This window comes from Streptomyces bauhiniae (genome assembly GCF_004784475.1).
Taxonomy (GTDB): domain Bacteria; phylum Actinomycetota; class Actinomycetes; order Streptomycetales; family Streptomycetaceae; genus Streptomyces; species Streptomyces seoulensis.
The window spans coordinates 86,793-113,120 of the sequence record NZ_SRRT01000002.1; the positions used below are offsets into that span (position 1 = coordinate 86,793).

Below are 26,328 nucleotides of genomic sequence, written 5' to 3' on the forward strand. Positions count from 1 at the left end.
CCGTGCCGGGGCACGGCCCAGGGGTCTCACCGATCTTCGGGTCCGCCCGCCCCGACGCCGGGCAGCGCAGCCGCGTGCGGGGGCCCGGATTCCATCGGGCGGCCCAACGGGGGCGCGGGCGCGGCCGGGTCGGCCAGCAGGACGGGGATCAGGGTGTGCAGCGCGTCGACGGCCCGTCCGACGGCCTCGCGCACCGGTTCGCTGAGGCCGGGGGCGATGTCCTCGTCCGGGCGGGGCACCACGGCGGGCTCGCAGGTGAGGACCAGGACGCGGGGCAGCGGTTCGTCGCCGAGGTGGGTGGCGAGGGCGAGTACCTTCTCCGGGTCCATGCCGTGCGCCTCGGGCACGACCGTGCCGTCCGGCGGTTCGGCCTCGACCAGGGAGAGGGTGCCGGGGCGCTGTCCCCGGGGCGCGGCGTCGACCAGTACGGCGGTGGCGCAGCCGCCGAGCAGGGCGTAGGCGAGGTCCATGCCCCGGATGCCGAAGTCCCGGACGTGCGCGCCGGGCGGGAGGGGGCGCTGTTCGAGGGCGCGGACGACCTCGGGGCCGAAGGCGTCGTCGCCGAGGAAGATGTTGCCGACGCCGGCCACCAGCAGGGGTTCGGGGGTGCTCATCGGCCCTCTCCGGGGTGCAGGGGGCGGGTGCCGGCGGCGGGGACCTTGCGGACGAAGGCCGAGCGCAGGGCGTGGTACGGGGCGTGGCGGTCGAAGAAGATGGCGTGCATCCGGGCGAGTTCGTCGCGCCGGTGCTCGGCGAGGGGGCGTACGGCCTCGTCGGCGTGGCGGGCCTCGGCCTTGGCGGCGATCCGGCCGGCCAGGCCGGGGGCGGCGGCGACCTCGGCGGCCATGGCCTCGACGGTGCCCGCGAACTCGCCGGGGGCGGCGGGGACGAGACGGTCCACCAGGCCGAGCCGGACCCCTCGGGCGGCGCTCACCGGCAGGGCCTCGGTGGTGAGGCGGCGCGCGGTCTCGGGGCCGGTGCGGCGGGGCAGGGTGTACGTCCAGAACTCGGAGCCGTACAGGCCCATGCGCCGGTAGTGCGGGTTGAGGACGGCGCCGGTGCGGCACCACACCTCGTCGGCGGCGAGGGCCAGCATGGCGCCTCCGGCGGCCGCGTTGCCCGCGAGCGCGGCGATCACCAGCCGGTCGGTGGTGCGCAGGACGGCCTCCACCACGTCGTCCATGGCGTTGAGGTTGCGCCAGGACTCCTCGCCGGGGTCGGGAGCGCCCTCGATGACGTTGAGGTGAATGCCGTTGGAGAAGAAGTCGCGGGCGCCCCCGAGGACGACGACGGAGGTCGGGCGGGTGAGGGCGTACCGGTAGGCGGCCAGGAGTCTGCGGCACTGGTCGGTGCTCATCGCGCCGCCGGGAAAGGAGAAGCTCACGAAGCCGGTGCCGCCCCGCTCGCGGTAGCGGACGTCGGCGAAGGTGCGCCGGGCGGCGGGCAGGTCGAGCGGGGCCGGGATCTCGGGCAGCGCGGGGGTGTGCGGGGCGGTCCAGGAGGCGAGGACGGTGGCGGCGGGGCGGCGGAAGGGCGCCGGGTCGCCGGAGTTCTTGCGGGGGCGCAGCTCGGGAATCCACACGGCGCCGTCGCGGGTGGCGCGGCAGACGGCTCCGGCGCGGGTGGCGAGGAGGTCGCCGGGGCGGCCGCGGAGCTGGTCCTCGGGGTGGCCGCCGTGCAGGAAGACCTCGCGGCCGTGGAGTTCGTCGAGCACGCCCGGCTGGGAGTCGGCGCCGCGCAGCTTGCGCAGCACGGTACGGGTGTCGTCCCGCTCCCAGTCGATGCGGCGCCGGTCCTGGCGGAAGTAGTCGCGCCAGACGACCTCGGGCCAGTCGCCGGTCTGGGGGCGGGGCTTGTGGTCGCCGTCGGCGTACCGGCGTACGGCCCGGTGCAGGGCGGTCATGGCGGCGTCGGCGGCCTCGTTGCGGTACAGGTCGCTCTTTCCGGCGTCCGGTACGGCGAAGGGCTCGTCGGCCCAGACGGCGCCCGCGTCCATGCCCGCCTCGGCCTGGAGCACGGTGACGCCCCACTGGCCGGCCTCCCCGTCCACGGCCCAGTCCAGCGAGGAGGGGCCCCGGTCCCCCGGCGGGCCGGGATGCACGATCAGGCAGGTGTGCTCCCGCCACACGTCCTCGGGGAGCGCGCTCTTCAGCATGGGCGCGACGATCAGCTCGGGGCGTCTCTCGCGTACGGCGGCACGGACGGGGTCGGGACCGTGCGTGGCGAGGACGACGTCCACCTGGTGTCCGGCGTCCGAGAGTTCGGCGTAGGCGCGCTGAGTGAGGCTGTTGAACGCGCTGGCGACCAGCAAAATGTCCATGAGACCGTATATTCGTCCATGTTCCGGACGTCATGTAGGACCATCGGAACGTTTCCTCACCCGCTCGCGGCCACTTCCGCCCATACCTGGGCATTCCGGACTGTTCGAGGCAAGCACACGTTCGGTCGCCGGTGAGGGGTTCGGATGCGGGGGTGGGCCGGGCGGGTGACGATGGGGGGACGTCGGCCCGTTTCCCTCCGCCGGGGAGGTCTCATGACCGCTTCCGCCACCGGGCGTTTCGACCCGGCGCGTGTGGCCCATCTGTCGGGGCGGTTCGCGCCCGTCACCGAGGAGGTGGACGAGGTCTCCCTCGCCGTGGAGGGGGAGCTGCCCGCCGGCCTGGACGGCGTCTATCTGCGCAACGGTCCCAACCCGCGCTTCACCCCGATCGGCTCCTTCCTGTATCCGATCGACGGCGACGGCATGCTGCACGGCGTGTGGATCGAGGGCGGCCGGGCCCGCTACCGCAACCGCTTCGTGCGTACCCCCGCCGTGGTCGCCGAGGAGCGGGCGGGCCGGGCGCTGTGGGGCGGCATCGAGTCGATGATCACCCCGGACGAGCAGGAGGTCGGGCCGGAGCTGGCCCACACCTTCCGGGACCTGCCCGACATCAACGTGGTCCGGCACGCGGGCCGCCTGCTGGCACTGGCCGAGGCGGGCTGCCCATTCCGGATGACCCCGGAGCTGGAGACGGCAGGCCGGGAGACCTTCGGCGGCGCCCTGCCCGCCGGGATCACCGCGCACCCGAAGACCGACCCGGTCACCGGCGAGATGGCGGTGTTCTGCTACGCGCTGGAGCCGCCGTACCTGACCTGGTCCCTGATCGCCCCGGACGGGACGGTGACGCGGGGTCCGGTGCCGCTCGACGGGGTCGGCGAGCCGATGATGATCCACGACATGGCGCTCACCGCCCGCTTCCTGGTGCTGGTCCTCGCCCCCGTCTTCTTCGACCTCTCGGCGGCGGTGAGCGGCGGCTCGCTCATCGACTGGCGTCCCGAGGCGGGCACCCGTGTGCTGCTGATCCCGCGCGACGGCTCCCCGGTCCGCGAGGTGTCGGACGACGCCTTCTGGCTCTGGCACACCGTCAACGCCCACGACGAGCCGGACGGCACGGTGGTGCTGGAGTACGTGCAGTGGACGCGGCTGTCCCTGGGCGACTCCGCCGGCGGGCCGAACCGCAGCACCCTGGTCCGGGCGGTGCTGGACCCGGCGACCGGCCGGATGCGGCGCACCACGCTGGACGACGCCCGCGTGGAGTTCCCGCGCATCGACGACCGCCGGATCGGCACCCGGCACGGACAGGTGGCGGTCGCCTTCGACAGCGAACGCTCCCCGGACCTGCTTCCCGGCGAGTTCGACGCGCTGCGCTGGTACGACACCGGCGCTCCCGGCGCCCCGTCCCGCACCTGGTACGGCGGCGATCTCTCGGTGGGCGAGCCGGCGTTCGCGCCCTCGCCGGGCCACGATGGCGACGACCGGGGCCACTGGCTGGCCTTCGCCACCGACCGCACCGACGACAGCGCCCAGCTCCTGGTGTTTCCGGCCGAGGCACCGGAGAGCGGCCCGATGGCCCGCGTGCGCATCCCGGTGCGCGTCCCGCTCGGCCTGCACGGGAACTGGCTGCCGACCGAGGAGTAGGGGGACGTAGCCCACGCGGCTCAGTGGGCGTCACCCGGTGTCCGGTTTGCCCGTAGCGTCGGAGGTGACCGACGGTCAGCTCGGCGGGTGCGGAGGCGAGGCGGGCGCGTGGTGGGTGGTGACGGGCGGCGGACGGGGCGCGAGCGTTCCGGTCCGGGCGCGCGGGGCGCGGTGCCGGGCAGCCGTCCGGCGTACTCCGTGCGGCTGCCCTCGGTGACCCGGTCCATCCCGCGTACCTCGGTGGCCGAGCGGACCGTGGGGTGGCTGCGGATCGCGGCGGCTTACTCGTGGCGGCTCATCCTGGTCGGGGTCGTCGTCTGGGGCATCTTCAGCGTGCTGGGCCGCTTCCAGCTCATCGCCGTCTCGCTGTTCCTGGCGCTGGTCATCACCTCGGTGCTGCGGCCGCTCGCCGATGTGCTGGACCGGTTCATGCCCCGGCCGCTGAGCGTGGCCGTCGCGCTGATCGGCAGCATCCTGCTGGTGCTGGGGCTGCTGGCGCTGGTGGGCAACGCGGTGGCGGGCGAGTCGACACGGCTGAGCGGGGAGTTCCGGGGCGGGGTGCACCGGATCGAGGAGTGGCTGCGGCAGCCGCCGTTCCGGCTGAGTCCGGGGCGGCTGGCCGCGCTCCAGCAGGAGGTGACGGATTATCTCTCCCGGCACCGGGCCAGCCTGTTCAGCAGCGCGGTGTCCGGGCTCGGCCGGGTGGTGGAGGTGATCACGGGCGGGGCGCTGGCGCTGTTCGCCTCGGTGTTCTTCATCCACTCCGGCGAGAAGCTGTGGAGCTGGGTGAGCGTCCGGCTGCTGCCGCGCGGGGGCCGGCCGGTGTGGGAGCGGGCGGGGCGGGCGGCCTGGCGGACCTTCGCCGGGTACACGCGGGGGATCATCATCATCGCCGCGACCAACGCGATCCTGGTCGGCATCGTGCTGTTCATCCTGCGGGTGCCGCTGGCGCTGCCGCTGACCCTGCTGGAGTTCTTCGCCGCCTTCGTCCCGCTGGTGGGCTCGCCGGTGGCGCTCGGCGTGGCGACGGTCGTGGCGTTGGCCGGACGCGGCCCGCTGACGGCCGCCGCGGTGCTGGTGCTCATCGTGGTCATCGGCCAGTTGGAGGGGCACGTACTGCATCCCCTGGTGATGAGCTGGGCGGTGCGCCTGCATCCCCTGGTCGTCGCGGTCTCCGTGATCGCGGGCAGCATCGTGGCGGGGGTGATCGGCGCGGTGGTGGCGGTGCCGTTCGTCTCGGTGGTCTGGGCGGTACTGGGCGCGGTACGGGCGCCACCCCCGCCTAGCTCGCCTTAGTGCCCAGCGCCACGCTTGCCTCCACGGCGTGCACGTCCGCGAGGACGCGCGTGTCGGCGGCGTTCGAGGCGAGGGCCAGGAGGAAGGCCGGGTGGGTGCCGGCGACCACGGTCAGTTCCACGCGGGCGGTGCCGCCGTCGTGCGGGACGTCCAGGGCGACGGTGTGGGCGGGCCGGCCGCCCAGTTCGGTGCGGCGGGACTCGGTGAGGGTGGGGGCCGCGTCCGGGAAGAAGAACGCGGCGTTGGAGCGGGCGGCGCCCTCGGCCGCCCGGCGCAGTTCGGCGCTCGGTACGGGCCGCCCGGCGGCACCGGTCAGCACGGTCGCGTCCTCGGTGGTGTCGGAGGCGCGGCTGATCCGGGAGGAGAAGGCGCCGAGCAACTCCCGGTCCGCCGCCGGGTCGTGACGCCAGCCCTCGGGCACGGCGTAGGAGACGCCCGCGCGGGTGTCGGTCACGCGCGGCCGGCCGCCGTCCTTGCCGGACCAGGACAGCGCGGCCCCTCCGCACGCGACGGTCACGCCGAGCGCGGCCAGCCCCGCCCACAGCCGCGGTGCCGGGGTCTTCGGTGATGGCGTCGTCATGCCCTCAGCCTGCCCGACCGGGCGGAAGTACGCCTGAGTGCGGGTACTCAGAAGCCGCCGCCCTGAGTAGCGGACCCGTCCGGGCTGAGTACCCGCGCTCAAGTGCCCGGCGCCGGGCGGACCGTAGCGTCAGCCGGAGCGGCGGAGAGCAAGGGGTGGGGTCATGAGCGGGTACGGAGCGGGCGGGACGCGGCGGGGCCTGTGGCCGGTCGCCTATGTGGTGGTCGTCGGCGTGCTGGCCGCGGGCGGGGCGCTGCTGAACCTGCTGTGGTGCTACCTCGCCGTCTTCGCCACCGACGACTGCGGCATCCACCGCCCGGACCCGCTGCGCTGCACGGGCGGCGGCCTGCTGCTGATATGGGGGCTGCCATGGCTGGGCCTGGTGTGGGCGGCGGGCGCGGCGCTCGCGGTGGCGGCCCGGCGGCGGGGGCTCTGGCCGTGGTGCGGACTGCCGCTGGGGGCGCTGGTGTACGCGGGCGGGCTGGCGCCGGCCTGGCAGGTGGTCGTCGCATGACGGTGCGCGGGCCGGCCCGTGGGCCGGGTCCCGCGCACGGTGGGCTGCCGGGGCGTCAGCCGTTGGCGAGTGCCCGCACCCTGGAGAGGGCGCCGTTGAACTTGTCGTGGTCGCCCACGGTCTTGCCGGAGGAGGTGTACTGCCACATGGTGTGCGTGGACCAGCCGGCCGGCAGGGTGCCGGGGGTGGAGGCGTAGCGGGCGATCCACAGCGGGTGGGAGGAGGCGAAGCCGGCGTAGTTGCCGGTGCAGTCCTTCCACCAGTTGGTGGCCGTGTAGATGACGGCCGAGCGGCCGGTACGGGCCTTGTAGCGGTTCAGGAAGTCCTTGATCCAGCTCACCATGCCGCTCTTGGACTTGCCGTAGCAGGACGCCCCGTAGGGGTTCCACTCGATGTCCAGGACACCGGGCAGCGTCCTGCCGTCCTTGGACCAGCCGCCGCCGTGGTCGACGAAGTAGTCCGCCTGGGCCTTGCCGCTGGTGGTGTCGGGGGTGGCGAAATGGTACGAGCCCCGGATCATGCCCGCGTTGTACGGGCCGTTGTACTGCTGGCTGAAGTTGGGGTTCTTGTAGTAGGTGCCCTCGGTCGCCTTGGTGTAGGCCCACTTGGTGCCCGCACTCCACAGGGTGGACCAGGCGACGTTGCCCTGGTGGCTGGAGACGTCCACGCCCTCGGTCTGGGTCACCCGGAGGCCGGCGGACCGCTCGGCCGCCAGGGGCGCGCCCCCGTCGTGGGCGCGTACGCCCACGCCCATGTAGGCGCTGCCGCGCGGGGCGGTCGGCCCGCCGGAGTGGGGCACGGCGGCGGGGGGCGACAGGAACAGGAGGAGGCCGGTCAGGACGCCGGTGAGACCAAGGCGTGAGCTGCGGCCGCTGGGGAGGAGTATGTCGCTTCGCACGTCATCCATCTGACCCGCCATCGGGCCGTCCCGCACGCGGGGTACCGCCGGGCGAAGGCGCCTGTGGGCCATGTGGGTGGCCCGGCCGGGGAGCGCCCCGGCCGGGACGAAGAGGGCGGGCGCGTCAGCCGTCGATGCGGTGCTGGGTCCAGAAGGAGGTGAGGTCGGTGCTGGTGGCGGCCTGGGCGGCGGCCTTGAACTCGGCGGTGGTGGAGACGCCGTACCAGTGGGCGGCGGCGTAGTCCTTCAGCAGCTTGGCCATCGCGGTGTCACCGAGGACGCGGCGCAGGTCGTGCAGGGCGCACTTGCCGTAGCCGTAGACCACGGTGGAGTAGCGGGAGGAGTGGGCGTCCCAGTAGGCCATCGAGTTGGTGATCTTCTCGGCGCTGGAGGCCCAGGAGACGCTGCTCCAGCAGCCCGAGCCGGTCTTGCCCTGGGCGAGGTCGGTGGCGTAGTCGGTGAAGGACTCGTCCAGCCAGGGGGTGTTGTACTCGTCGTCGCCGACGATGCCGTACCACCACTGGTGGCCGATCTCGTGGGTGAGGGCGGTGGTGCTGACCAGGTCGAGGACGAAGCCGGGGTACTCCATGCCGCCGAACCAGAAGTTGTTGTCGATGACCGCGTCCAGCTCCCCGTAGGGGTACGCCCCGAAGCGGCCCGCGTGGGCGTCGACGGCGCTCTTGGCGGTGCTGAGCATCGACTGGGCGTTGGCGGAGCTGATGCCGGAGACGGAGTAGACGTTGACCGGGACCCCGCCGGGCGAGGTGCCCGAGATCTTGCTGAAGGGTCCGGCGGCCCACGCGAAGTCACGCACCTTGGACGCGGTGGCGGTGGTCACCGTACGGCCGCTGCTGCCGGGGGTGTCGGTGGAGGTGCCGGTGGCGGGGACCAGCAGGCTGCTGGGGTGGTCCAGGGTGACCTTGAAGTCGGCGGCCAGCGAGTAGAAGGACTCGCCGTTGTTGGTGTACGGGTCCAGGTGCCAGCCGGCGCCGTCGCGGACCGCGAGGACGGGCAGCGCGTTGCCGATGAAGCTGAAGGCGCCGTCGTGGCCGAACCGGTCGGCGCCGTCGGGCACGGTGATGCCGAGGTCGAAGCCGATGGTGGCGCTCTGGCCCTGGGCGAGCGGGGCCGGCAGCGTGATCTTCAGCGCGGTGCAGGCCACGGAGAGGTCGCCCGCCGTGCCGCCGGTGACATTGCTGACCTTGATGGGCGGCGCCGAGCACGTGCCGTGGTAGTTGTCCCACAGCCGGAGGTAGACCTCGCTGAGCGCGGTGGCGGAGGCGTTGGTGAAGGTGGCGCTCTGGTGGCCGTTCCACACCGTGCCCGTGCTGTCGCTGCTGAGGCTGACGGTGTACGCGGGCGCGGCCGGGGTGCGCACCGCGTCGGCCGGGGGCGGGGTGGTGGTGCCCGAGGTGTCGAGCGCGATGTCGTCCAGGACGAAGCTGGTCTGCAGGCTGGAGTCCTCGGTGCCGGTGAAGGCGAGGTTCACGGTCTGGCCCGCGTAGGAGGAGACGTCGATCGTCTTGCGGACGTAGCCGGAGGCCCGGTCGAGGTTGGAGTAGGTGGCGAGCGTGGTGGAGCCGACCTTGGCGGTGAGCTTGTCGTAGGCCGTGGATGAGGTGGTCTCGGCGGTGTCGACATGGAGATAGAAGCTGAGCGTGGCGGTCGTGCAGCCGCCCGGCACGGTGACGCTCTGGGTGAGCGTGTCGGTGCGGGTACGGCCGCTGCCGTCGAGCCAGGCGAACGAGGTGCCGCCGTGGGCGCTCTGGCCGGTGCGGCTGGTGACGATCCCGGACGGGGACTCGGTCCAGGGTGACGTGCCGTTCTCGAAGCCGCCGTTGACGACCGACTGCGCCGGGGTGCACGCGGCTGCGGCCGAGGGCTCGGGCTGGGCGGCGGTGGCGGGGAGGGAGAGGGCGATCAGGGCGGCTGCGGTGAACACGCCGGTGGCGAGCGCCCGGTGGGGGGTGGGTCTCACACGCTACTCCTTTGGCGGCGGCCGGGGTCCGGCCTGCTCGGTGGCCGGGTGCCGGGCGGGGTACGCCGGGGCGGCCGTGGGGCGGGGCTGCGCGAGCACTGCGCCACGCCCGTGCGGGCGTGGCTGCCGAAAGAGTGACAGATTTGACCAGGGCATGCCAGACGGTCGCTTGGGGTGCCGGTGCCGCCGGGCGAGCGGCGCCGGCGCGGGGCCGGGTCAGGCGGTGCGCAGCTCCATGAAGACCGCGCGCAGCCGGGTGCCGTCCGGGCCGGGCCAGCCGGTCGCCACATGGCCGACCGCGCCCTCGGGGCGGCCGGGCGTCTCGGCGCCGGGGACCGGGCGCAGGACACGGTGGACGCGCAGCACGGTGTTGTGGGGCGCGGGCAGGGCGGTGCCGTCCGCGTCGTCGACGGGGGCGGGAGTGTGCGGGGCCGACGGGAGGGGCTCGCCGGTGTGGGAGCGGGTGACGTCGTGGTCGGGGGTGTCGGTGATGCTCTGGGCCATCGCCTGGGCGGTGCCGCCGATCAGGGCGAGCAGTTCGGTGGTCAGCACCGGGTCGTGGCAGCCGTCGTAGACCCAGCGCTTGCCCAGGACGCCGTGTTCCGTGGTGCCGATCAGGCCGTCCTCGGCACCGGCGAGGGGTGCGGCGCGGTAGGTCAGCGGGGCCAGGTAGGCGGTGGGTTCGGGGGTGGAGCGGTCGGTGACCACCATGAACTCGATACCGACCTCGCCCGCCGGGTCGTCCAGCCGGAAGCCGCCGGTCCGCTCCAGCTCGGGCGTGCCGGAACCCCGGTACCAGGGGCGGCCGGGGAGCCAGGAGGTGAGGAGTTCGACCTTGGTCGGGGTGAGGGTGGTGTGGTGGATGACGGCCATCGAGCGGTGCCCCTCCTGCGTACGGTGACGGAACCTCTGGAGTCTTCCACACCGGGGCCGGGACAACTGTGACCTGCGGTGCGGCAGTTGACGTGGTCCCGCTTCTGGTCGCGGGGGCCGCCCCGGAGGTATACAAGGCCGGTCGAGGGCGCGGGGAGCGCCGGGCCGGAACCGAGGGGGACGATCTCATGGCGCGTGGCGGAGAGACGGCGAGACGGCGTCGGCGGGCCGGGCTGGGGGCGCTGCTCGGCGGCTGTGCCCTGGTCGCCGGTTCCGTGGTCCCGGCGGCGGCACAGCCCCAGGGCCACGGCACGCAGTACGTGGCGCTCGGGGACTCCTACACCTCGGGCCCGCTGATACCGGACCAGGTGGACGCCAACTGCGCCCGCTCGAACCGGAATTACCCCTCGCTGGTGGCCGCCGCGCGGCGGACGGGCACGTTCAAGGACGTGAGCTGTTCGGGCGCGACGACCGCGGAGATGTGGCGGGCGCAGGGCGGCAACGGTCCCCAGTTGGACGCGCTGAACCGGGGCACCGACCTGGTCACCGTGCAGATCGGCGGCAACGACGTCGGCTTCGGCTCGATCATCGCCACCTGCGCCCGCCTCGGCGCCGCCGACCCGACGGGCAACCCGTGCGAGCGCTCGTACCGGGCCGCCGGATACGACGAGTTGACGGCGGCCGTCGCCCGTACCGCGCCCAAGGTGGACCGGGTGCTGCGGGCCGTGCACGCGCGGGCGCCGCACGCCCGGGTGCTGCTGGTCGGCTATCCGGACCTGCTGCCCGACGACGGCTCCGGCTGCTTCCCCACCGTGCCGTTCGCACGCGGAGACTTCCCCTACCTGCGCGACACCGGGAAGCGGGTCAACCTGATGCTGCGCCTGGTCGCGGCCTGGAACGGGGTGGAGTACGTCGACACCTACGGGCCCACGGTCGGCCACGACATGTGCAAGTCGCCCGGCGCGCGCTGGATCGAGCCGCTCCAGCCGGCCTCCCCCGCCGCGCCCGCGCACCCCAACGCGCAGGGCGAGGCGGCGATGGCGCGGGCGGTGCTGGACAGGCTGGACCGGGGACACGGCCGGCGCTGACCGGCCGCGCCCCCTGGGCTGGGGCTCAGTCGCCGAGCGCCCCGAGGACGACGCCCTGGGCCTCCTCCTGCACTCGCGCGAGGTGGTCCGGGCCGAGGAACGACTCGGCGTACACCTTGTACACGTCCTCGGTGCCCGAAGGGCGGGCCGCGAACCAGGCGTTGGCGGTGGTGACCTTGATGCCGCCGATGGGGGCGCCGTTGCCGGGGGCCTCGGTCAGGACGGCGGTGACCTCCTCACCGGCCAGGGTGTCGGCGGTGACCTGGGCCGGGGACAGCTTGCCGAGCAGCGCCTTCTGCTCACGGGTCGCCGGGGCGTCGATGCGGGCGTAGGCGGGCTCGCCGAAGCGCTCGGTGAGCCCGGCGTAGTGCTCGGAGGGGGTGCGGCCGGTGACGGCCGTGATCTCGGAGGCGAGGAGGGCGAGGAGGATGCCGTCCTTGTCGGTGGTCCACACCGAGCCGTCCCGGCGCAGGAAGGAGGCGCCCGCCGACTCCTCGCCGCCGAAGCCGAGGTCCCCGCTGAGCAGTCCGTCCACGAACCACTTGAAGCCGACCGGCACCTCGACGAGCCTGCGGCCCAGGTCGCCGGCGACCCGGTCGATCATCGTGGAGGAGACGAGAGTCTTGCCGATGCCGGTCGCCTCGGGCCACTGCTCGCGGTGGCGGTAGAGGTAGTCGATGGCGACGGCGAGGTAGTGGTTGGGGTTCATCAGCCCGGCGTCCGGGGTGACGATGCCGTGCCGGTCGGCGTCGGCGTCGTTGCCGGTGGAGATGCCGAACCGGTCGCGCTGCTCGATGAGCGAGGCCATCGCGTACGGCGAGGAGCAGTCCATGCGGATCTTGCCGTCCCAGTCCAGGGTCATGAAGCGCCAGGTGGGGTCGGCGTGCGGGTTGACCACGGTCAGGTCGATACCGTGCTCGTCGGCGATCCGGCCCCAGTAGCCGACGGAGGCGCCGCCGAGCGGGTCGGCGCCGATGCGCAGCCCGGCGTCCCGGATCGCGGCCAGGTCCAGCACGCTGGGCAGGTCACGGACGTAGGCGCCGAGGAAGTCGTACCGGCCGGTGGTGTCGGCGGCGAGCGCGCGGGCGTAGGGGATGCGGCGTACGTCCTTGAGGCCGCCCGCGATGATCTGGTTGGCGCGGTCCTGAATCCAGGACGTGGCGTCGGAGGGGGCCGGGCCGCCGCTCGGGGGGTTGTACTTGAAGCCGCCGTCGGCGGGCGGGTTGTGCGAGGGGGTCACGACCACGCCGTCCGCGAGACCGGTCGTACGGTCCCGGTTGTGGGCGAGGATGGCGTGCGAGACGGCCGGGGTGGGGGTGTAGCCGTCCTCGCTGTCGACGAGGACGGTGACGCCGTTGGCCGCGAACACCTCCAGCGCGGTGACCTTCGCGGGCTCGGACAGGGCGTGGGTGTCGGCGCCGAGGAACAGCGGGCCGTCGATGCCCTGCGCGGCGCGGTACTCGCAGATCGCCTGGCTGGTGGCGGCGATGTGGTCCTCGTTGAACGCGGCCGCCAGGGACGAGCCCCGGTGTCCCGAGGTGCCGAAGGCGACCCGCTGGGCGGGGTCGTCCAGGTCCGGGTGCAGGGCGTAGTACGCCGTGACCAGGCGGGCCACATCGACAAGGTCCTCGGGACCGGCCGGACGGCCGGCTCGCTCGTGCGCCATGGGTCCGCTCCTCCGCATCGTGTTCTCTCAAAACGCTCAGGGCCATTTTGGCTTGTCAGGGCCCGTACGAGCGAACGGACCCACCCCATCCGGCATCCACTGCCGCGCTCTGCTTCACCGATGGGGAGTCCGCGTCCGGGTTCATCTGCCCCACGGGGCTGGTGTGCAAGCATGGCCGCGCGGGCGCGGGGCGGGGCGTGGCCCCGCGCGTGCTGACGGCGTTGACCGGGTGGGCCTCCCCTCGACGGATGCCTGCACGCACGGCTCCGGGGCGGTCAGGGCAGGATGGCGTCCACGTAGCCGCCGTCCACGCGGAGGGCGCCGCCGGTGGTGGCCGATGCCTGGGGGGAGCTGAGGTAGACGACCATGTTGGCGATCTCCTCCGGCTCGATCAGGCGCTGGAGCAGGGACTGCGGGCGGTATTCGCGCATGAAGACCCGCTGGGCCTCGTCCCAGGGCAGCTTCTTGTCGACGAGTTCGTAGACGAAGTCCTCGACGCCCGCGGTGTGGGTGGGGCCCGCGATCACCGAGTTGACGGTGACGCCGGTGCCCGCGGCCTTCTTGGCGAACCCCCGGCCCACCGCGAGCAGGGCGGTCTTGGACATGCCGTACTGGATCATCTCGGCCGGGATGACGATGGCCGAGTCGCTGGCGATGTACAGCACCCGGCCCCAGCCCCGGTCGGTCATCCCGGGCAGGTACAGCCGGGTCAGCCGGACGGCCGCGAGGACGTTGATCTCGAAGTAGCGGCGCCACTCGTCGTCAGTGAGTTCCAGCGGGTCGGCGGTGCCGAAGATGCCGAGGTTGTTGACAAGGATGTCCACCTGGGGCAGCTCGCGCAGCAACTGCTGGGCCCCCTCCTCGGTGGACACGTCGGCCGCGGCCGCGACGAACTCCGCGTCCGGGGCCTGCTCGGCGAACTCGGCGATGCTCGCGGAGACACGTTCCTTGTCGCGGCCGTTGACGGCGACGCGGGCACCGGCGCGGGCGAGGCCAAGCGCGATGGCCGCGCCGATGCCCTGCGTGGAGCCGGTGACCAGGGCGGTGCGTCCGCTCAGATCGAGGTGCATGGTGCGGGGGTTCCTTCCGGTACGGGTGCGGCGGCTGCGCCCAGTGTGCGGGGGCGGGGCGCGGCGGGCGGAGAAGCGCCGTCCGCCCGCGTGTTCACCCCTCCCCCGCAGCCGCTTCCCCCGTATCCGGCGGGAAAGCCCCCGTGCCGGGCCGTCAGTTCAGCTTGAACTTCTGCGCGGCGGCGCCGTTGCAGTCCCAGATCTGGAGCCGGGTGCCGTTGGCGGTCGTGCCGTTGGGGGCGTCGAGGCAGCGGCCGGACTGGGGGTTGCGCAGCGAGCCGTCGGCCTGCTGCTCCCACTTCTGGCCCCCGGCCCCGTTGCAGTCCCACAGCTCGACCTGGGTGCCGTTGGCCGTGCCGTTGCCGTTGATGTCCAGGCAGCGGCCGAGGGTGGAGAGGGAGGTGTCGGAGCGGTGGAACCAGTGCTGGTCGACGGACCAGGTCTGGCAGTCCCAGAGCTGTACGGCGGTGCCGTTGGCCCCGGTGTCATCGGCGGCGACGTCGACACACTTGCCGCCCGGCGCGGTGACCGGTGCTCCGGCGTTCACGGAGAACTTCTGGGCGGCCGAGCCGTTGCAGTCCCAGATCCGCAGCCGGGTGCCGTTGGTGGAGGTGCCGTTGGGGGCGTCGAGGCAGCGGCCGGACTGGGGGTTGCGCAGGGAGCCGTCGGCCTGCTGGACCCACTTCTGCCCGCCGGCCCCGTTGCAGTCCCACAGCTCGACCTCGGTGCCGTTGGCCGTGCCGTTGCCGTTGATGTCGAGGCAGCGGGAGATGGTGCCGAGGGAGGTGTCCGGGTTGTGGGTCCAGTGCTGGTCCTCGGCGTAGGTCTGGCAGTCCCAGAGCTGGACGGCGGCGCCGTTGACCCCGGTGTCGTCGGCGGCGACGTCCACGCACTTGCCGCCGGGGCCGGTGATGGTGCCCTGGGGGCCGTTGGGCACGTTGGTCTGGCCGGAGTAGCCGGCCGCGACGACGTTGGCCTGCACCGCGTTCTCGGCGGCGTCGGAGGGATAGCCGGAGACCATGGCGCCCTCGAAGAAGGTGCCCATGTTCCAGTTGCTGTTGTCCCCGCCGGTGCCGAGGATGATGCCGCCCTCCTGCTGCATGGGCCGGTAGCCGCCGCGCGAGGGCAGCGCGCCGTCCCACCAGGTGCTCAAGGGACCGGTCTGGGAGTTGCCGCCCTTGAGGGCGTACCGGGTCTGGCCGTCGTTCTTCAGCACGGCGGTGACATAGGTGCTGCTGTTGCCCCGGTTGGCGAGGTTGGAGCCGTTGTCGCCCTGGAACATGCCGTTCTCCAGGTCGGCCTCGACCCAGGGGCCGTTGCCGGTGCAGGGGGCGAAGTAGCAGGTGGTGGCGATGGATACGGCGTCCATGTGGCCGTTGCCGGTGTCGGCGGGGGTGCGCTCGGCATTGCCGTAGTCGAAGCAGCAGGCGGAGCCGACGTGGGTGCCGCTGGCCACCATGTAGACGCCCTCGGGCTGGCCGTTGACCGCGACGCCGGAGGCGGCGCCGTTGGAGCGGTAGCCGACGCCGGGTGAGATCCAGATGCCGTAGACCTTGTGGCCGCCCGCGGTGACGGCGAGTTCGCTCGCGTCGGCGGCGCGGTCGGCGCCCATCCCGGCGGTGCCGGCCGGGCCGGGGTTGAGGTCATTGTGGCGGCTGGTCTGGTCGTAGATCTTCGTCATACGACAGGTGGTGCCGCCGCAGAAGGTGTCCTGGCGGCCCGCGTCCGCGTAACCGCCGGTGGCCAGGAGCCCGATGTCGGTGGCGGCGCCGTCCGAGGCGCGGGTGACCCGGTACAGCGGGCCGTTGTAGCCGGCGAACAGCGCCCGGATCGTACTGTGCGCGGCGACGCAGGGGGTGCCGGCGGCGGCGTAGATGTCGCAAGGGCCCGACCCGGCGGCCTGCGCGGGCGCGCTCAGCCCGGCGAGGGCGCCCAGCAGCAGGGCGAGCACGGACAGGACGGCCCCGAGGCGCCCCTTGAGACCTGGTAACCCGGCGGATCTGAATGCGCGCATCGTCTGCTCCTTCGGCCGGCCGCGTGGGGGAAGGCGGAGTCGACGACTCCTCACGGCCGCTCGGGAACGTACGAAGCACGATCGAACACGTCAAGATTTGTTGCTTCAGACTTGCCCAGGCTTTTGCCTGTGTGGTGATTTGTTGCTTTGCGCGGACCGGGCGCGGCTGGTCGTGTGCGGAGGTCCGAAAGCCGTCCAAGCGATACCCATCTGCTCGGCCTGGAGGAGGGCCGCCCAAGGCGATACTGAGCCGACGGGGACGGGAGGGACCCGGCTGTGACTAGTGTCGCCGCTGATTCTCCCGCTGCTTGAGTTGCAGGGGGATCATGGATATCAGGGAAGTTCTCTTCACACTCGCCAGTGCCGCCGTTCTGGGAAGCGGTGTGACCGTCGCCGTAAACGGCTGGCGGGAATGGCGGAACAGGAAGCGGGGAACACCGTCGGACCCTCCGTCCAGCACGCCTCCCGGCCCCCCACTGGACGACGACGACTGGGGCGACGACGAATGAGCGTCGGCGGCCTGCCGGGAGGGCGGACGCGTGGGTGACATCGCGAAAGGGGTTTTCGCTGGAACATGGTCGCTGCTGGTCGGGTGGATCGTGCCCAGCGCCCTCAACCTGGCCGTATTCCTGCTGGCAGTCGCTCCGACGCTACAGCGCACTTCTCTGGCCGACCGACTGGGGCCCGGCTCACCGGTGAGACTGCCGCTCCTTCTCCTGACGGGCTCCGTTCTCATCGGCTTCGTACTACACGCCTCGCAGAACGTTCTGTACCGGCTGCTCGAGGGCTACATCCTGTGGCCTCAGAGGGTGTTCGACTGGGGATGCGGACGCCAACTGAGGATCAAACACGTACTGCGTGATCGCATCGTGGCCATGCGACTCGAACAGCGTGCGCGTGACGAAGGTGCGAACGACGCGGCAGCAGCCCGCCTGGCACGTCTGCGCGACGACCCCGGTGTGGCCCGTTACACCCGCCAGGACCAGGCGCGCTCGGCGATCCAGCGCGCCCTGCTTCAGGAAAGACTTTCCCGCTATCCCATCAGCGACGAGCAGGTCGCACCGACACGGCTGGGCAATGCCATCCGCCGCCTCGAGGAGTACGGATACGAACGTTTCCGCCTCGACACCCAAGTGATGTGGCACGAGTTGACCGGGTGCGTGCCCGAGCAGGTCAGGCGTCAGGTCGAACTCGCGCGGACACGAGTCGACTTCTTCATCGCGCTCTTGTACGGGCACGGTGTGGTGGCCGCCTGCGCCGCGGCGGCTCTGCTGAGCGGCCGGCCGCAGACAGGTATCTTGGCGATCTCGATCGTGTCGCTGAGCCTGCTGATTCCAGTGTGGTACTGGTCCGCCACCAAGGCTACGGACGAATGGGCGGCATCCGTCCGGTCCCTGGTAAACCTGGGGCGCAAGCCACTGGCAGAAGCCCTCGGCTACACCCTGCCGGCCGAACTCCACGCAGAGCGGACCATGTGGACCATGCTCTGCCGGTTGTCCCGCCTCCCATACCACGAACGGGCACAGGCCCTGGACCAGTTTCGAGCCTCTTCCTCACCGCCGCCAGTGTGACGCTCGTTGTAGTGGCGGAACGCTGGCCGGCCTCGGAGACGAGCCCAAATGGGATCACGTCAGCCTCCGCCCAGCAACCCCCGCATCGTCGCCAGGTCCGCGTCCTCCTGGGTTTCTCGGGTGCGGGGGCCGCAGGCGCGGAGGAGGCGGGTGAAGTCGGCGGCGGCGGCGGTGATGCGGGCGCCGAGGGCCGCGCCGTCCTGGGTGCCGAAGTCGCTGGTGGCGGCGTAGACGGGGCGCGGGGAGACGATGGCGTGGAGGTAGGAGAACATCGGGCGCAGGGCGTGCTCGAGGACGAGGGAGTGGCGTTCGGTGCCGCCGCTGGCCGCGATGAGGACGGGCATGTCGGAGAGGGTCTCCTCGGGGAGCACGTCGAAGAACGACTTGAACAGGCCGCTGAAGGACGCGTTGAAGGCGGGGGTCACCGCGATGACGCCGTCCGCCCCGGCGATGGTCTCGAAGGCGGTGTCCAGCGCCTCGCCGGTGAAGCCGGTGAGCATCGCGTCCATGATGGGGTGGGCCAGCGGGCGCAGTTCGACGAAGGACAGCTCCACCGGCTCGCCCTGCGCCTCGAGTTCATGGGTGACGGCCGCCGCCAGCCGGTCCGCGAGGAGCCGGGTGGAGGAGGGCTCGCGCAGCCCGCCCGTGATGATCGTGATCTTCATCGCGCCTCCGCGTCGCCTTCGTCGGTCGCGTCCTCGCATGCGCGCAGCAGCGAGGCGTGGGTCGGGGCCGCCGGGGTGTCCGCGGGCCGGTCCTTGGCGAACTCCCGGCGCAGCACGGGGACGACCTCCTCGCCGAGCAGGTCGAGCTGTTCCAGGACGGTCTTCACCGGGAGCCCGGCGTGGTCGATGAGGAAGAGCTGGCGCTGGTAGTCCCCGACGTACTCACGGAAGCCCAGTGTCTTCTCGATCACCTCGGCCGGTGAGCCGACGGTGAGCGGGGTCTGCCGGGTGAACTCCTCCAGCGAGGGCCCGTGCCCGTACACCGGGGCGTTGTCGAAGTAGGGCCGGAACTCCTTGACCGCGTCCTGGCTGTTGGGCCGCATGAACACCTGCCCGCCGAGCCCCACGATGGCCTGTTCCGGGGTGCCGTGGCCGTAGTGCGCGAACCGGCGCCGGTAGAGGCTGACGAGCTGTCGGGTGTGGGAGGCCGGCCAGAAGATGTGGTTGGCGAAGAAGCCGTCCCCGAAGTACGCGGCGAGTTCGGCGATCTCGGGGGTGCGGATGGAGGCGTGCCAGACGAAGGGCGGTACGTCGTCCAGCGGGCGCGGCGCGAGGGTGAAGCCCTGCAGCGCGCTGCGGAACTTGCCTTCCCAGTCGACGGTCTCCTCGCGCCAGAGGCGGCGCAGCAGGTCGTAGTTCTCGACCGTGAGCGGAATGGCCTGGCGGATGTCCTGGCCGAACCACGGATACACCGGGCCGGTGTTGCCCCGGCCGAGCATGACGTCGGTGCGGCCGCCGGACAGGTGCTGGAGCACACTGAAGTCCTCGGCGATCTTCACCGGGTCGTTGGTGGTGATCAGCGTGGTGGAGGTGGAGAGGATGATCCGCTCGGTCTGCGCGGCGATGTAGGCGAGCAGCGTGGTCGGCGAGGACGGCACGAAGGGCGGGTTGTGGTGCTCGCCGGTGGCGAAGACGTCGAGCCCGACCTCCTCCGCCTTGCGCGCGATGGCGACGGTCGCCCGGATGCGCTCCGCCTCGGTGGGGGTACGGCCCGTGGTGGGGTCGGGGGTGACGTCCCCGACGGTGAAGATGCCGAACTGCATCCCGGCCGCGCCGGTCGCTTCGGTCGACGCCATGCTGGGCTCCTTCAGACGCTTCCGCGGAACTGGCGTACTGAGGTGGGGTGTCCCGTCATTCCGTCCCGTCATCGTGTCACGCCGGGTGCGATCCGGCACGGGCGGGAAGGAGGCGGGGCTCCGGGGCTCGTGGGAGAATCGGGGGGTGTGCGGTCGTACGACTGTCATGCCGGAAATCCGGTGGTACGGACCCGGCGTCGTACGGCCGTCGAGGACATGTGGATCGATCCGCCGGGAGGCTCCCGTGAGCGAACGTCCCGAGGCGTGGCCGGTGCTGGACCACGCGGAACTGGGGTCCATGCTCGAATATGTGAACCGGGTGGTTCAGGTCGCGGGCAAGTACTCGCTGGACGACCCTTTCGAGGTCGGCTGGGGCAACATCGTGCTGGAGGTGTCCCCGCGCGGGCTGCGTACGCCGACGTTCCGGCGGAACGGGGTGACCTTCACGGTGCACTACCGGCTGCTCGACGGTGACGTGGTGATCGAGACCGACGGCGCCGCGCGGACGCTGTCGCTGGGGCGGACCTCGGTCGCCGACTTCTACACCTCGTTCTGCGAGGCCGCGACCAAGCTGGGCATCCCGCACCCGCGCAGCGCGCAGATCTGCGAGATCCCCGCCGCCCCGCCGAACTTCGAGGACGACCGGGCCGAGCGGGTCTGGGACGCGCACTCGGCGCGGCTGATCTGGGAGGCGTTCGATCTCGCGGCGGGCGGCCTGGAGGCGTGGCAGGCCCCGTTCCTCGGGCACCGGCCGCGCGTCGGCGTGATGTGGGGCGGGTTCGACCTGTCGGCGACCCGCTGGCGCCCGAAGCGCACGGACCCCGGCCCCAAGGGCCCGCCGTTCATGCGCAACGCCCAGTTGCACGAGTACGTGTCGGTGGGGTTCTCCTTCGACAACACCCACGCCGACGGCAGCAGCCCGCTGGACATCGGGATGTACGCCTACATCTGGCCGCAGCCGGACGGTCTGACCGGCCGGTCCTGGGGTGTCGAGGGCGCCGACTGGCACCCGGACCTCGGGCTCGCGCTGCTGCCGTGGCAGAACCTGCGCCGGCTGCCGGACCCGCACGGGGCGATCGTCCGGTTCGGCGATGCCGTGTACGAGGCGGCGGTGCAGACGGCGGGCTGGCCGAGCGACCTGGTCGGGCCGCGCGTCGACGGCTGGTACATGAGCGAGCACCAGCCGTCCGAGCACCCCGAGCATGTGGGACATCAGGGCTGAGCGGACCCGGCGTCGCGGGGATCAGCCGCGCTGGTCCCCGGCGGCCGGGGGGTCGAGCCGCCGGTTCTCCGCCAGCAGCTCGTCGTACTTGTGGGACAGCTCCTCGTACCGTTCGTCGGCATCAGGGTCGTCGGAGTCGCGTTTGCGGCGGCTCAGGATGTACAGCACGACCGGTCCGGTAATCATCGAGACGACCGGGATCAGCGCCCACCACGGCATGGTTGTTCCTCCCCTGCGCGGCGGTCACGGGAGCGCGCCGCGCCACTTCACCGGGAGGGTATGCCCTGGCAGGGCGCCCGCCAACACCGCTGGGCGCAAAAGCCCTCGCGTCCCCCGCTCGTCATCAGGTGTTTCGCGCCAACCACTGGACGGACCGACCGGTTCGCTTCTAAGTTCCCGTCTCAGCAGATCACTTGTTCACGTCCTCCACCCCTGGTGTGAACAAGTGCCCTGTCGTGCCAGGCAGTTGCTGCATCACTTACCGTGCGATGCGAAAGGCTGTGGTGAAGACCGGACTTTCCGCGCCCCACGGCGCGCTTCCTGATCAGCAGGCCACCGCGGCGCATCCGGGCCGCCCCCGCTTCCAGGTTCTCGGCCTGCTGGCCATCACCGACGGTCACGAGACCGTCGTCCTCCAGCCCTCCAAACCGACCTCACTGCTGGCCGCCCTGCTGCTGCACCCCGGTGCCGTGGTCTCGGGCGAGCTGCTCCAGCGCGTGGTGTGGGGCGACCGACCGCCGTCCGGCGGGAGATCGGCGCTGCACACCTGCGTTCTCCGACTGCGCCGTCTGTTTTCCAAGTACGGGGTCGCCGACCACGCCATCGAGGCGGTGCCCGGCGGCTACCGGCTCCAGGCGGACGCCGAGACCCTGGACCTCCTGCACTTCCGCGACCTGCTCGGCCGGGCCTCGGCCGGCGACGACCCGGAGTCCGCCTTGCGGCTCGCGCGGACGGCGCTGGGACTGTGGAAGGGGCCGCTGCTCGGCAACGTCCACTCCGACGAGCTGCACCGCGACCACGTACCGCGCCTGGCCGAGGAGCGGCTGCTCGCCGTGGAGCGGGTCTTCGACGGCGAACTCCGCCTGGGCAGACACCGGGAGATGATCGCCGAGGCCCGCGAGGCGGTGCGCGGCCAGCCCGGCCACGAGGGGCTGTCGGCGCTGCTCATCGAGGCGCTGTACCGCTCGGGCCGCCGGGCCGAGGCGCTCGCGGAGTACCGCCGTATCCACGCCCATCTCACCTCCGAGCTGGGGGTGGAGCCGGGTGCGGCGCTGCGCGGTCTCCAGCTCGCGGTGCTGCGCGGCGAGCCGTACGGCGGGCGCCCGGCGCTGCCCGCGGCCGGTGTGCCGCCCTCGGGGGCCGCCGGGGCGTCGTCCGCGCTGGAGCGGGCCTCTCCCCCGGCGCCGGGCGCGCTGGTGCTGCGCGCACTGGTCGACGCCGGGCTGCTGGAGGAGGACCCGTCGGGCCGCTACCGGGTCCACGACCTGCTGCGGCTCTTCGTCCAGGCGGCCGGCACCAGCCTCCCGGCCACCGCACCGCACGACCCGGCGGAGAAGTCCCCACCCCCCGCCGACTGACCGCTCCCCCGCTCTTCACGGAGGTTGTCCAGCATGGCCCCTGCTCCCTCGTCCTACGAGGAGATCGCCCGTTCGCGGCCCCGTATCCGCCGCGACGTCCTGTTCACCCGCACTCCGGACGGGGTGCTGTTCCACAACGCGCACGGCGGCTTCAACGTGGTCACCCGGTCCGCGTACCGCTTCGCCGCGCTGATCGTGCCCCATCTCGACGGGGAGCGCCGGGTCGAGGAACTCTGCGCCGGCCTGGGGGACAAGCAGCGCGACATGGTGGTCCAACTCGTGCGCGCACTCTACGCGCGTGGTTTCGCCCGGGATGCCGGGCCAAGACCCACCGGCTCCGCTTTGTCACCGCAGGTGACGGCACGTTTCGCCCATCAGCTCGACTATCTGGACCATTACGCCGACGACGCCCACGGCAGGTTCGCCCGGTACCGGGACACCCGTGTGGCGGTGCTCGGGGACGACGAGATGGCGGGGTGGGCCGCGCTGGGCCTGCTGCGCAACGGCCTCGCCACGGTGGCCGTCACGGTCGAGGACGCGGCGGAGGGCGCCCTCGACCACGAGCCCCGGAGCACCGGCCTGGACGTGGAGGTGGCGGGGCTCACCGAGGCGGGCTGCGCGCCCACGCTGGTCCGGCTGGGCGGGGGCACGCTGGGCTGGGCCGACCTGGACGGCTGGGACACCGTGCTGGTGACCGGGGCGGGCGCGCCCGCGCAACTGCTGCGGCTGCTCAGCGAGGGCGTGCCGGACGGGCGGCGGCTGCTGGGGGCGTGGACGTTCGGTGAGCGGGCGGTGGTCGGGCCGGTGATGACGGCCGGGACGCCGGGCTGCTGGTCCTGCGCCGCGCTGCGGCTGGGCGCCGGTGCGGACGCGGCCGACAGCGCCGACCTGTGGTCCGGCCTCGGTCCGGCCGCACCGGTGGGGACGCCCGCGCGGGTGCCGACCGGGCCGCTGGCGGGGATGCTCGGCAACCTGCTGGCGTTCGAGGTGTTCCGGCTGGTGACGGAGGCGCTGCCCGCCGAGACCCGTAACCAGGTCATCGTGCAGGACCTCAACTCCCTGGACGTGCTGGCCGAACCGCTGCTGCCGCACCCCCGCTGCCGGTTCTGCGCCTCCGGTGAACTCAAGGCCGCGGACGGGGCCGCGCTGCGGGTGCCGCACGCGGACGACGAGCCGGCGGTACTGCCCGCCGACGGCCCGGCCGACGAGGCCGCGGCCAAGGGGGCGCTGGCCGCGCTGGAGCTGCGGGACGTCCTGGTCCGCGAGGCGGCCGGGGTGTTCGGCGGCTATGCCGACGACGACTGGGAGCAGACCCCGCTGAAGGTGAGCACCGTACGCCTGGGGGTCTCCCCCGGCCGGGTGCGCGAGGTCTCCGCGATCGACGTGCACCATGTGGCGGGGGCCCGGCTCGCCGCGCTGTTCCGGGGCGCCGAGGTGTACGCCGAGCATGTGGTGCCGCCTCGGGTGGGCGGCGAGGGGAGCCGGGTCGCGCCGGCCGAACTCGCCCTGTCCAGTGGGCTGGAGGCGCCTGTCGACCAGGTCGCCGCGTGGTCGGAGGCGACGTCGCTGCTGGACGGGCGGGCCGTGCTGGTGCCCACGGGCGCGGTGCGCACCCTGGGCGGCTGGAACGACCAGGGCCTCTTCGAGCGCACCTCGGCCGGTACGGGCGCGGCGGGCACCGCCCGCGCGGCCCTGGCCCGCGCCCTGCGCTCCGCACTGACCCACGACGCCCTGCGCCGGGCGATCCGGAGGGCGGCGCCGGTCCGGCTGCTGGACCTCAACTCCCTCACCGAAGATGCCGAGTTGCTGTTCCTGCTGAGCTCGGCGGAGAACCTGGGCGTCACGGTGGAGGTGCTGGACCTGACCGAGGGTGCGGCCGCGCTGCCCGTGGCCCTGGCCCGCTGCACCGACCCGGAGAGCGGGGCAGTGCGCTGGGCGCCGGGCAGCGGTCTGCGTCCGCGCGAGGCGGTACTGGAGGCGCTGCGCGATCTCCTCGGCGCGGAGCAGATGCGGCGGGCCGGTGCCGAGCCGGACCTCGGCGACCCGCTGTGGGCCGACCTGGAGGCGGCGGCGCTCGTCCCCGAGGGCGAGCCGGTGCCGCTGCGGGCGGACGGGACGGACTGGGCCAAGGTGCTGGACGCGCTGGCGGCGGCCGGGCGGGACGCGTTCGCGGTGCCGGTGGCCGCGCCGGACCTCGCGGCGGGCGAGATCCACGCCGTACGCGTGCTGCTCACCGGTGGCGGGTCCGGTGCCCACTGAGACGGAGGCGGCGCCGGTCGCCGTCGACGCGCCCTGGGACACGGTGTGCCAACGGCTGACCGCCGCACTCGTCTCCCGTCTCCCCGGCCGGACCGCCGTGGTCACCGCGCTCGGTGTCCGCGATGAACTGGCCGAAGCCACAGGGGAGTTCGCCCCCGACGCGATCCCCGTGGGCCTCTACGGCCATCACGCCGTGGTCGGCCCCGTGGCTCCCGTCGGCGGCCGTGGCTGTCCGCGCTGTCTGGCCCGGCGCTGGCAGGCGGTGCGGGCCGGGTTCCTGCGGGACGCGCTGGAGCAGGGCGGGCCGACCCGCGCGACCGGGACCCCGCCGTGGGGTGCCGACTTCGTGGTGGACGCGCTGGCCGCGCTCGTCTCGGCGGCCGACGCGCACCCGCGTGCCGTACGGCATCCGTGGGTGTGGCTGCTGGATCTGGAGACGCTGCGGGTCTCCCGGTTCCCGCTGGTGCCGGACGGTGAGTGTCCGGCCTGCGCGGAGCGGCCGGACGACACGGCCGAGGGTGCCCGGATCGACCTGGACCCGGCCCCGGAACACGCACCGGGCAGCTTCCGTACCCGGCCCCTGTCCGCGTACGACCTGCCGCTGGAGGCGTTCGCCAACCCGGTGACCGGGATGCTCGGCCCCTCCGTGGCGCCCGATCTGACGTCGGCGTCCACTTCTTCGGCGGTCGGCGCCTTCACCACCCGCTCCGGCGCCTATCTGCGCGAGTGCTACTGGGGCGGGCACACCGGGACGTACGGCACGAGTGTGCGCGTCGGGCTGCTGGAGGGGCTGGAGCGGTACGCGGGGATGCGGGCGCGGGCCCGGCGCCCGGTCGTGACGGCCACGCTGGAGGAGCTGGGCGACACGGCGGTGGACCCCCGGATCACCGGGCTGTACCCGGAAACCTTCGACGCCGACGCGGTCGGCGCGCCCCGCTTCGCGCCGGACCGGCCGATCGCGTGGGTGTGGGGCTGGTCGCTGCGGGACGCCCGGCCGGTCCTCGTCCCGGAGGTGGTCGCGTACTACCACGCGCCGGGCGGCATCCGGCGCCGGTTCGTGCAGGAGAGCTCCAACGGCTGTGCCTCCGGCGGGAGTTTGGCCGAGGCCGTGCACCACGGGCTGATGGAGACCATCGAGCGCGACGCCTTCCTGCTGGCCTGGTTCGGCCGGGCGCGGCTGCCCGAGATCGACCCGGCGAGCAGCACCCGGCCCGCGACCCGCGCGATGGTCGACCGGCTGGCGATGTACGGGTACCGGGCGCGGTTCTTCGACACCCGGATCAGCTTCCCGGTACCGGTGGTGACCGCGGTGGCCGAGCGGGTGGACGGCGGGCCGGGGCTGCTGTGCTTCGGCGCGGGCGCCTCGCTCGACCCGGAGGACGCCCTCTCCGGCGGGCTGTGCGAGATCGCCACCGACTCGGTCAACCTGCGCCGCCGTACCGCCCGCGAGGAGCGGCGGCTGCGCCGGATGGCGGCCGACTTCGACGAGGTCCGGGTGCTGCACGACCATCCGCTGCTGTACGGGCTGCCCGAGATGGGCCGGTACACCGACTTCCTGCTGCGCGGCCGGGACGACGGCGACCGCGTCCCCCTCGCCTCCCTCGCCTCCCTCGCCCCGGACCGCCCCCGGCCCCGCCCGGCGGATCTGCGCGCGGACGTGGAGGCGGTCGTGGCGGAGGTGACGGCGCGCGGTTTCGACATGGTCGTGGTCGACCAGACGGCCCCGGAACAGCGGAGGTTGGGCCTGAGCACGGCCAAGGTGCTGGTGCCCGGCCTCCTCCCGATCGACTTCGGCTGGAGCCGGCAGCGCGGCCCGTGGCTGCCCCGTACCCGTACGGCGCTGCGGGAGGCCGGGCTGCGTACGGCCGATCTGGCGCCGGACGACTGCAACCCGGCGCCGCACCCCTTCCCCTGACCGCCCCCGCGGCTGTCCGCACCAACGACATCCCAGGGCGTCCGGCCC

The 26,328-nt window shown here is 73.0% G+C and carries 21 protein-coding genes; 9 read left to right on the top strand and 12 right to left on the bottom strand.

Translation table 11 applies throughout. The features are described 5' to 3' along the window. Positions 1–26: 26 nt before the first annotated feature. Both E5083_RS05715 and E5083_RS05720 read right to left on the bottom strand, forming a co-directional pair. Positions 27–614, bottom strand: a complete 588-nt coding sequence (locus tag E5083_RS05715) for a hydrogenase maturation protease (RefSeq protein WP_135784501.1) — start codon at positions 612–614, stop codon at positions 27–29. Continuing rightward, on the bottom strand, positions 611–2,320 hold the full coding sequence (locus E5083_RS05720; RefSeq protein ID WP_135784502.1) for an enoyl-CoA hydratase-related protein: 1,710 nt from the start codon (positions 2,318–2,320) through the stop codon (positions 611–613). Before E5083_RS05720 ends, E5083_RS05715 begins: the two co-directional genes overlap by 4 nt. A gap of 213 nt (positions 2,321–2,533) precedes the next feature. Between E5083_RS05720 and E5083_RS05725 the strand changes: the two genes are divergently transcribed. Next, positions 2,534–3,958, top strand: a complete 1,425-nt coding sequence (locus tag E5083_RS05725; RefSeq protein WP_135784503.1) for a carotenoid oxygenase family protein — start codon at positions 2,534–2,536, stop codon at positions 3,956–3,958. 108 nt (positions 3,959–4,066) lie between these two features. Continuing rightward, positions 4,067–5,254 carry an AI-2E family transporter gene (locus E5083_RS05730; RefSeq protein WP_425276694.1) on the top strand — a complete coding sequence of 396 codons (1,188 nt, stop codon included), beginning with the start codon at positions 4,067–4,069 and terminating at the stop codon, positions 5,252–5,254. On the opposite strand, the gene E5083_RS05735 is transcribed toward E5083_RS05730, so the two are convergent. Then, on the bottom strand, positions 5,241–5,834 hold the full coding sequence (locus tag E5083_RS05735; RefSeq protein WP_135784505.1) for a hypothetical protein: 594 nt from the start codon (positions 5,832–5,834) through the stop codon (positions 5,241–5,243). The two genes, E5083_RS05730 and E5083_RS05735, sit on opposite strands and share 14 nt — an antisense overlap. 163 nt (positions 5,835–5,997) lie before the next feature. Here E5083_RS05735 and E5083_RS05740 point away from each other — a divergent pair, with 163 nt between their 5' ends. Beyond that, positions 5,998–6,348, top strand: a complete 351-nt coding sequence (locus tag E5083_RS05740; RefSeq protein WP_135784506.1) for a hypothetical protein — start codon at positions 5,998–6,000, stop codon at positions 6,346–6,348. Positions 6,349–6,403: 55 nt separating this feature from the next. Here the strand turns inward: E5083_RS05740 and E5083_RS05745 are convergent, their stop codons facing one another. The 3 genes from E5083_RS05745 to E5083_RS05755 form a co-directional block, all read right to left on the bottom strand. Then, positions 6,404–7,255: a lysozyme gene (locus E5083_RS05745; protein WP_135784507.1), complete on the bottom strand. Its 852-nt coding sequence runs from the start codon at positions 7,253–7,255 to the stop codon at positions 6,404–6,406. A gap of 115 nt (positions 7,256–7,370) precedes the next feature. Then, positions 7,371–9,224 (bottom strand): M1 family aminopeptidase, encoded by a 1,854-nt coding sequence (locus E5083_RS05750; RefSeq protein ID WP_135784508.1) that lies wholly within the window; start codon positions 9,222–9,224, stop codon positions 7,371–7,373. 216 nt (positions 9,225–9,440) lie between these two features. Then, positions 9,441–10,097, bottom strand: a complete 657-nt coding sequence (locus tag E5083_RS05755) for a maltokinase N-terminal cap-like domain-containing protein (RefSeq protein WP_135784509.1) — start codon at positions 10,095–10,097, stop codon at positions 9,441–9,443. A 188-nt stretch (positions 10,098–10,285) separates the two neighbouring features. Here E5083_RS05755 and E5083_RS05760 point away from each other — a divergent pair, with 188 nt between their 5' ends. Next, entirely contained in the window at positions 10,286–11,185 is a 900-nt protein-coding gene (locus E5083_RS05760; protein ID WP_135784510.1) for an SGNH/GDSL hydrolase family protein, read from the top strand. 25 nt (positions 11,186–11,210) lie between these two features. Here E5083_RS05760 and pgm read toward each other — a convergent pair whose 3' ends face one another. The 3 genes from pgm to E5083_RS05775 form a co-directional block, all read right to left on the bottom strand. Beyond that, positions 11,211–12,851, bottom strand: coding sequence for a phosphoglucomutase (alpha-D-glucose-1,6-bisphosphate-dependent) (pgm, locus tag E5083_RS05765; RefSeq protein ID WP_135784511.1), 1,641 nt, complete (start codon positions 12,849–12,851; stop codon positions 11,211–11,213). Positions 12,852–13,126: 275 nt separating this feature from the next. Further along, positions 13,127–13,921 carry an SDR family NAD(P)-dependent oxidoreductase gene (locus E5083_RS05770; RefSeq protein WP_135784512.1) on the bottom strand — a complete coding sequence of 265 codons (795 nt, stop codon included), beginning with the start codon at positions 13,919–13,921 and terminating at the stop codon, positions 13,127–13,129. A 154-nt stretch (positions 13,922–14,075) separates the two neighbouring features. Further along, positions 14,076–15,935, bottom strand: a complete 1,860-nt coding sequence (locus tag E5083_RS05775; protein ID WP_135784513.1) for an arabinofuranosidase catalytic domain-containing protein — start codon at positions 15,933–15,935, stop codon at positions 14,076–14,078. A 539-nt stretch (positions 15,936–16,474) separates the two neighbouring features. Between E5083_RS05775 and E5083_RS05780 the strand changes: the two genes are divergently transcribed. Then, positions 16,475–17,506 (top strand): hypothetical protein, encoded by a 1,032-nt coding sequence (locus E5083_RS05780; protein ID WP_135784514.1) that lies wholly within the window; start codon positions 16,475–16,477, stop codon positions 17,504–17,506. Positions 17,507–17,565: 59 nt separating this feature from the next. Here E5083_RS05780 and E5083_RS05785 read toward each other — a convergent pair whose 3' ends face one another. After that, the gene (locus E5083_RS05785; RefSeq protein WP_135784515.1) at positions 17,566–18,171 is read right to left on the bottom strand and encodes a CE1759 family FMN reductase; all 606 of its coding nucleotides are present in this window, start codon (positions 18,169–18,171) and stop codon (positions 17,566–17,568) included. Next, positions 18,168–19,274 carry an LLM class flavin-dependent oxidoreductase gene (locus E5083_RS05790; RefSeq protein ID WP_135785232.1) on the bottom strand — a complete coding sequence of 369 codons (1,107 nt, stop codon included), beginning with the start codon at positions 19,272–19,274 and terminating at the stop codon, positions 18,168–18,170. The genes E5083_RS05785 and E5083_RS05790 overlap by 4 nt, the downstream gene beginning before the upstream one ends. A gap of 277 nt (positions 19,275–19,551) precedes the next feature. On the opposite strand from E5083_RS05790, the gene E5083_RS05795 reads away from it, so the two are divergent. Further along, positions 19,552–20,529, top strand: coding sequence for a DUF5996 family protein (locus E5083_RS05795; RefSeq protein ID WP_135784516.1), 978 nt, complete (start codon positions 19,552–19,554; stop codon positions 20,527–20,529). Positions 20,530–20,550: 21 nt separating this feature from the next. On the opposite strand, the gene E5083_RS05800 is transcribed toward E5083_RS05795, so the two are convergent. Continuing rightward, a complete protein-coding gene (locus E5083_RS05800; protein ID WP_135784517.1) occupies positions 20,551–20,748 on the bottom strand; it encodes a hypothetical protein in 198 nt (65 codons plus the stop codon). A gap of 284 nt (positions 20,749–21,032) precedes the next feature. On the opposite strand from E5083_RS05800, the gene E5083_RS05805 reads away from it, so the two are divergent. Genes E5083_RS05805 through E5083_RS05820 form a run of 3 tightly spaced genes read left to right on the top strand, consistent with a single transcriptional unit; the run spans position 21,033 to position 26,280 of the window. Next, positions 21,033–22,106 carry an AfsR/SARP family transcriptional regulator gene (locus tag E5083_RS05805; RefSeq protein WP_244317393.1) on the top strand — a complete coding sequence of 358 codons (1,074 nt, stop codon included), beginning with the start codon at positions 21,033–21,035 and terminating at the stop codon, positions 22,104–22,106. A 33-nt stretch (positions 22,107–22,139) separates the two neighbouring features. Beyond that, the gene (locus E5083_RS05815) at positions 22,140–24,365 is read left to right on the top strand and encodes a TOMM precursor leader peptide-binding protein (protein ID WP_135784518.1); all 2,226 of its coding nucleotides are present in this window, start codon (positions 22,140–22,142) and stop codon (positions 24,363–24,365) included. Next, positions 24,355–26,280: a TOMM precursor leader peptide-binding protein gene (locus tag E5083_RS05820; RefSeq protein WP_135784519.1), complete on the top strand. Its 1,926-nt coding sequence runs from the start codon at positions 24,355–24,357 to the stop codon at positions 26,278–26,280. Before E5083_RS05815 ends, E5083_RS05820 begins: the two co-directional genes overlap by 11 nt. The last annotated feature ends 48 nt before the right edge of the window (positions 26,281–26,328 follow it).

Excerpts from the sequence above, each read along its gene's own strand:
- E5083_RS05740 (WP_135784506.1), top strand. The coding sequence starts at position 5,998 with ATGAGCGGGTACGGAGCGGGCGGGACGCGGCGGGGCCTGTGGCCGGTC.
- E5083_RS05800 (WP_135784517.1), bottom strand. The coding sequence starts at position 20,748 with ATGCCGTGGTGGGCGCTGATCCCGGTCGTCTCGATGATTACCGGACCG.
- E5083_RS05760 (WP_135784510.1), top strand. The coding sequence starts at position 10,286 with ATGGCGCGTGGCGGAGAGACGGCGAGACGGCGTCGGCGGGCCGGGCTG.
- E5083_RS05770 (WP_135784512.1), bottom strand. The coding sequence starts at position 13,921 with ATGCACCTCGATCTGAGCGGACGCACCGCCCTGGTCACCGGCTCCACG.
- E5083_RS05720 (WP_135784502.1), bottom strand. The coding sequence starts at position 2,320 with ATGGACATTTTGCTGGTCGCCAGCGCGTTCAACAGCCTCACTCAGCGC.
- pgm (WP_135784511.1), bottom strand. The coding sequence starts at position 12,851 with ATGGCGCACGAGCGAGCCGGCCGTCCGGCCGGTCCCGAGGACCTTGTC.
- E5083_RS05755 (WP_135784509.1), bottom strand. The coding sequence starts at position 10,097 with ATGGCCGTCATCCACCACACCACCCTCACCCCGACCAAGGTCGAACTC.
- E5083_RS05725 (WP_135784503.1), top strand. The coding sequence starts at position 2,534 with ATGACCGCTTCCGCCACCGGGCGTTTCGACCCGGCGCGTGTGGCCCAT.
- E5083_RS05785 (WP_135784515.1), bottom strand. The coding sequence starts at position 18,171 with ATGAAGATCACGATCATCACGGGCGGGCTGCGCGAGCCCTCCTCCACC.
- E5083_RS05790 (WP_135785232.1), bottom strand. The coding sequence starts at position 19,274 with ATGCAGTTCGGCATCTTCACCGTCGGGGACGTCACCCCCGACCCCACC.
- E5083_RS05775 (WP_135784513.1), bottom strand. The coding sequence starts at position 15,935 with ATGCGCGCATTCAGATCCGCCGGGTTACCAGGTCTCAAGGGGCGCCTC.
- E5083_RS05735 (WP_135784505.1), bottom strand. The coding sequence starts at position 5,834 with ATGACGACGCCATCACCGAAGACCCCGGCACCGCGGCTGTGGGCGGGG.
- E5083_RS05715 (WP_135784501.1), bottom strand. The coding sequence starts at position 614 with ATGAGCACCCCCGAACCCCTGCTGGTGGCCGGCGTCGGCAACATCTTC.
- E5083_RS05745 (WP_135784507.1), bottom strand. The coding sequence starts at position 7,255 with ATGGATGACGTGCGAAGCGACATACTCCTCCCCAGCGGCCGCAGCTCA.
- E5083_RS05815 (WP_135784518.1), top strand. The coding sequence starts at position 22,140 with ATGGCCCCTGCTCCCTCGTCCTACGAGGAGATCGCCCGTTCGCGGCCC.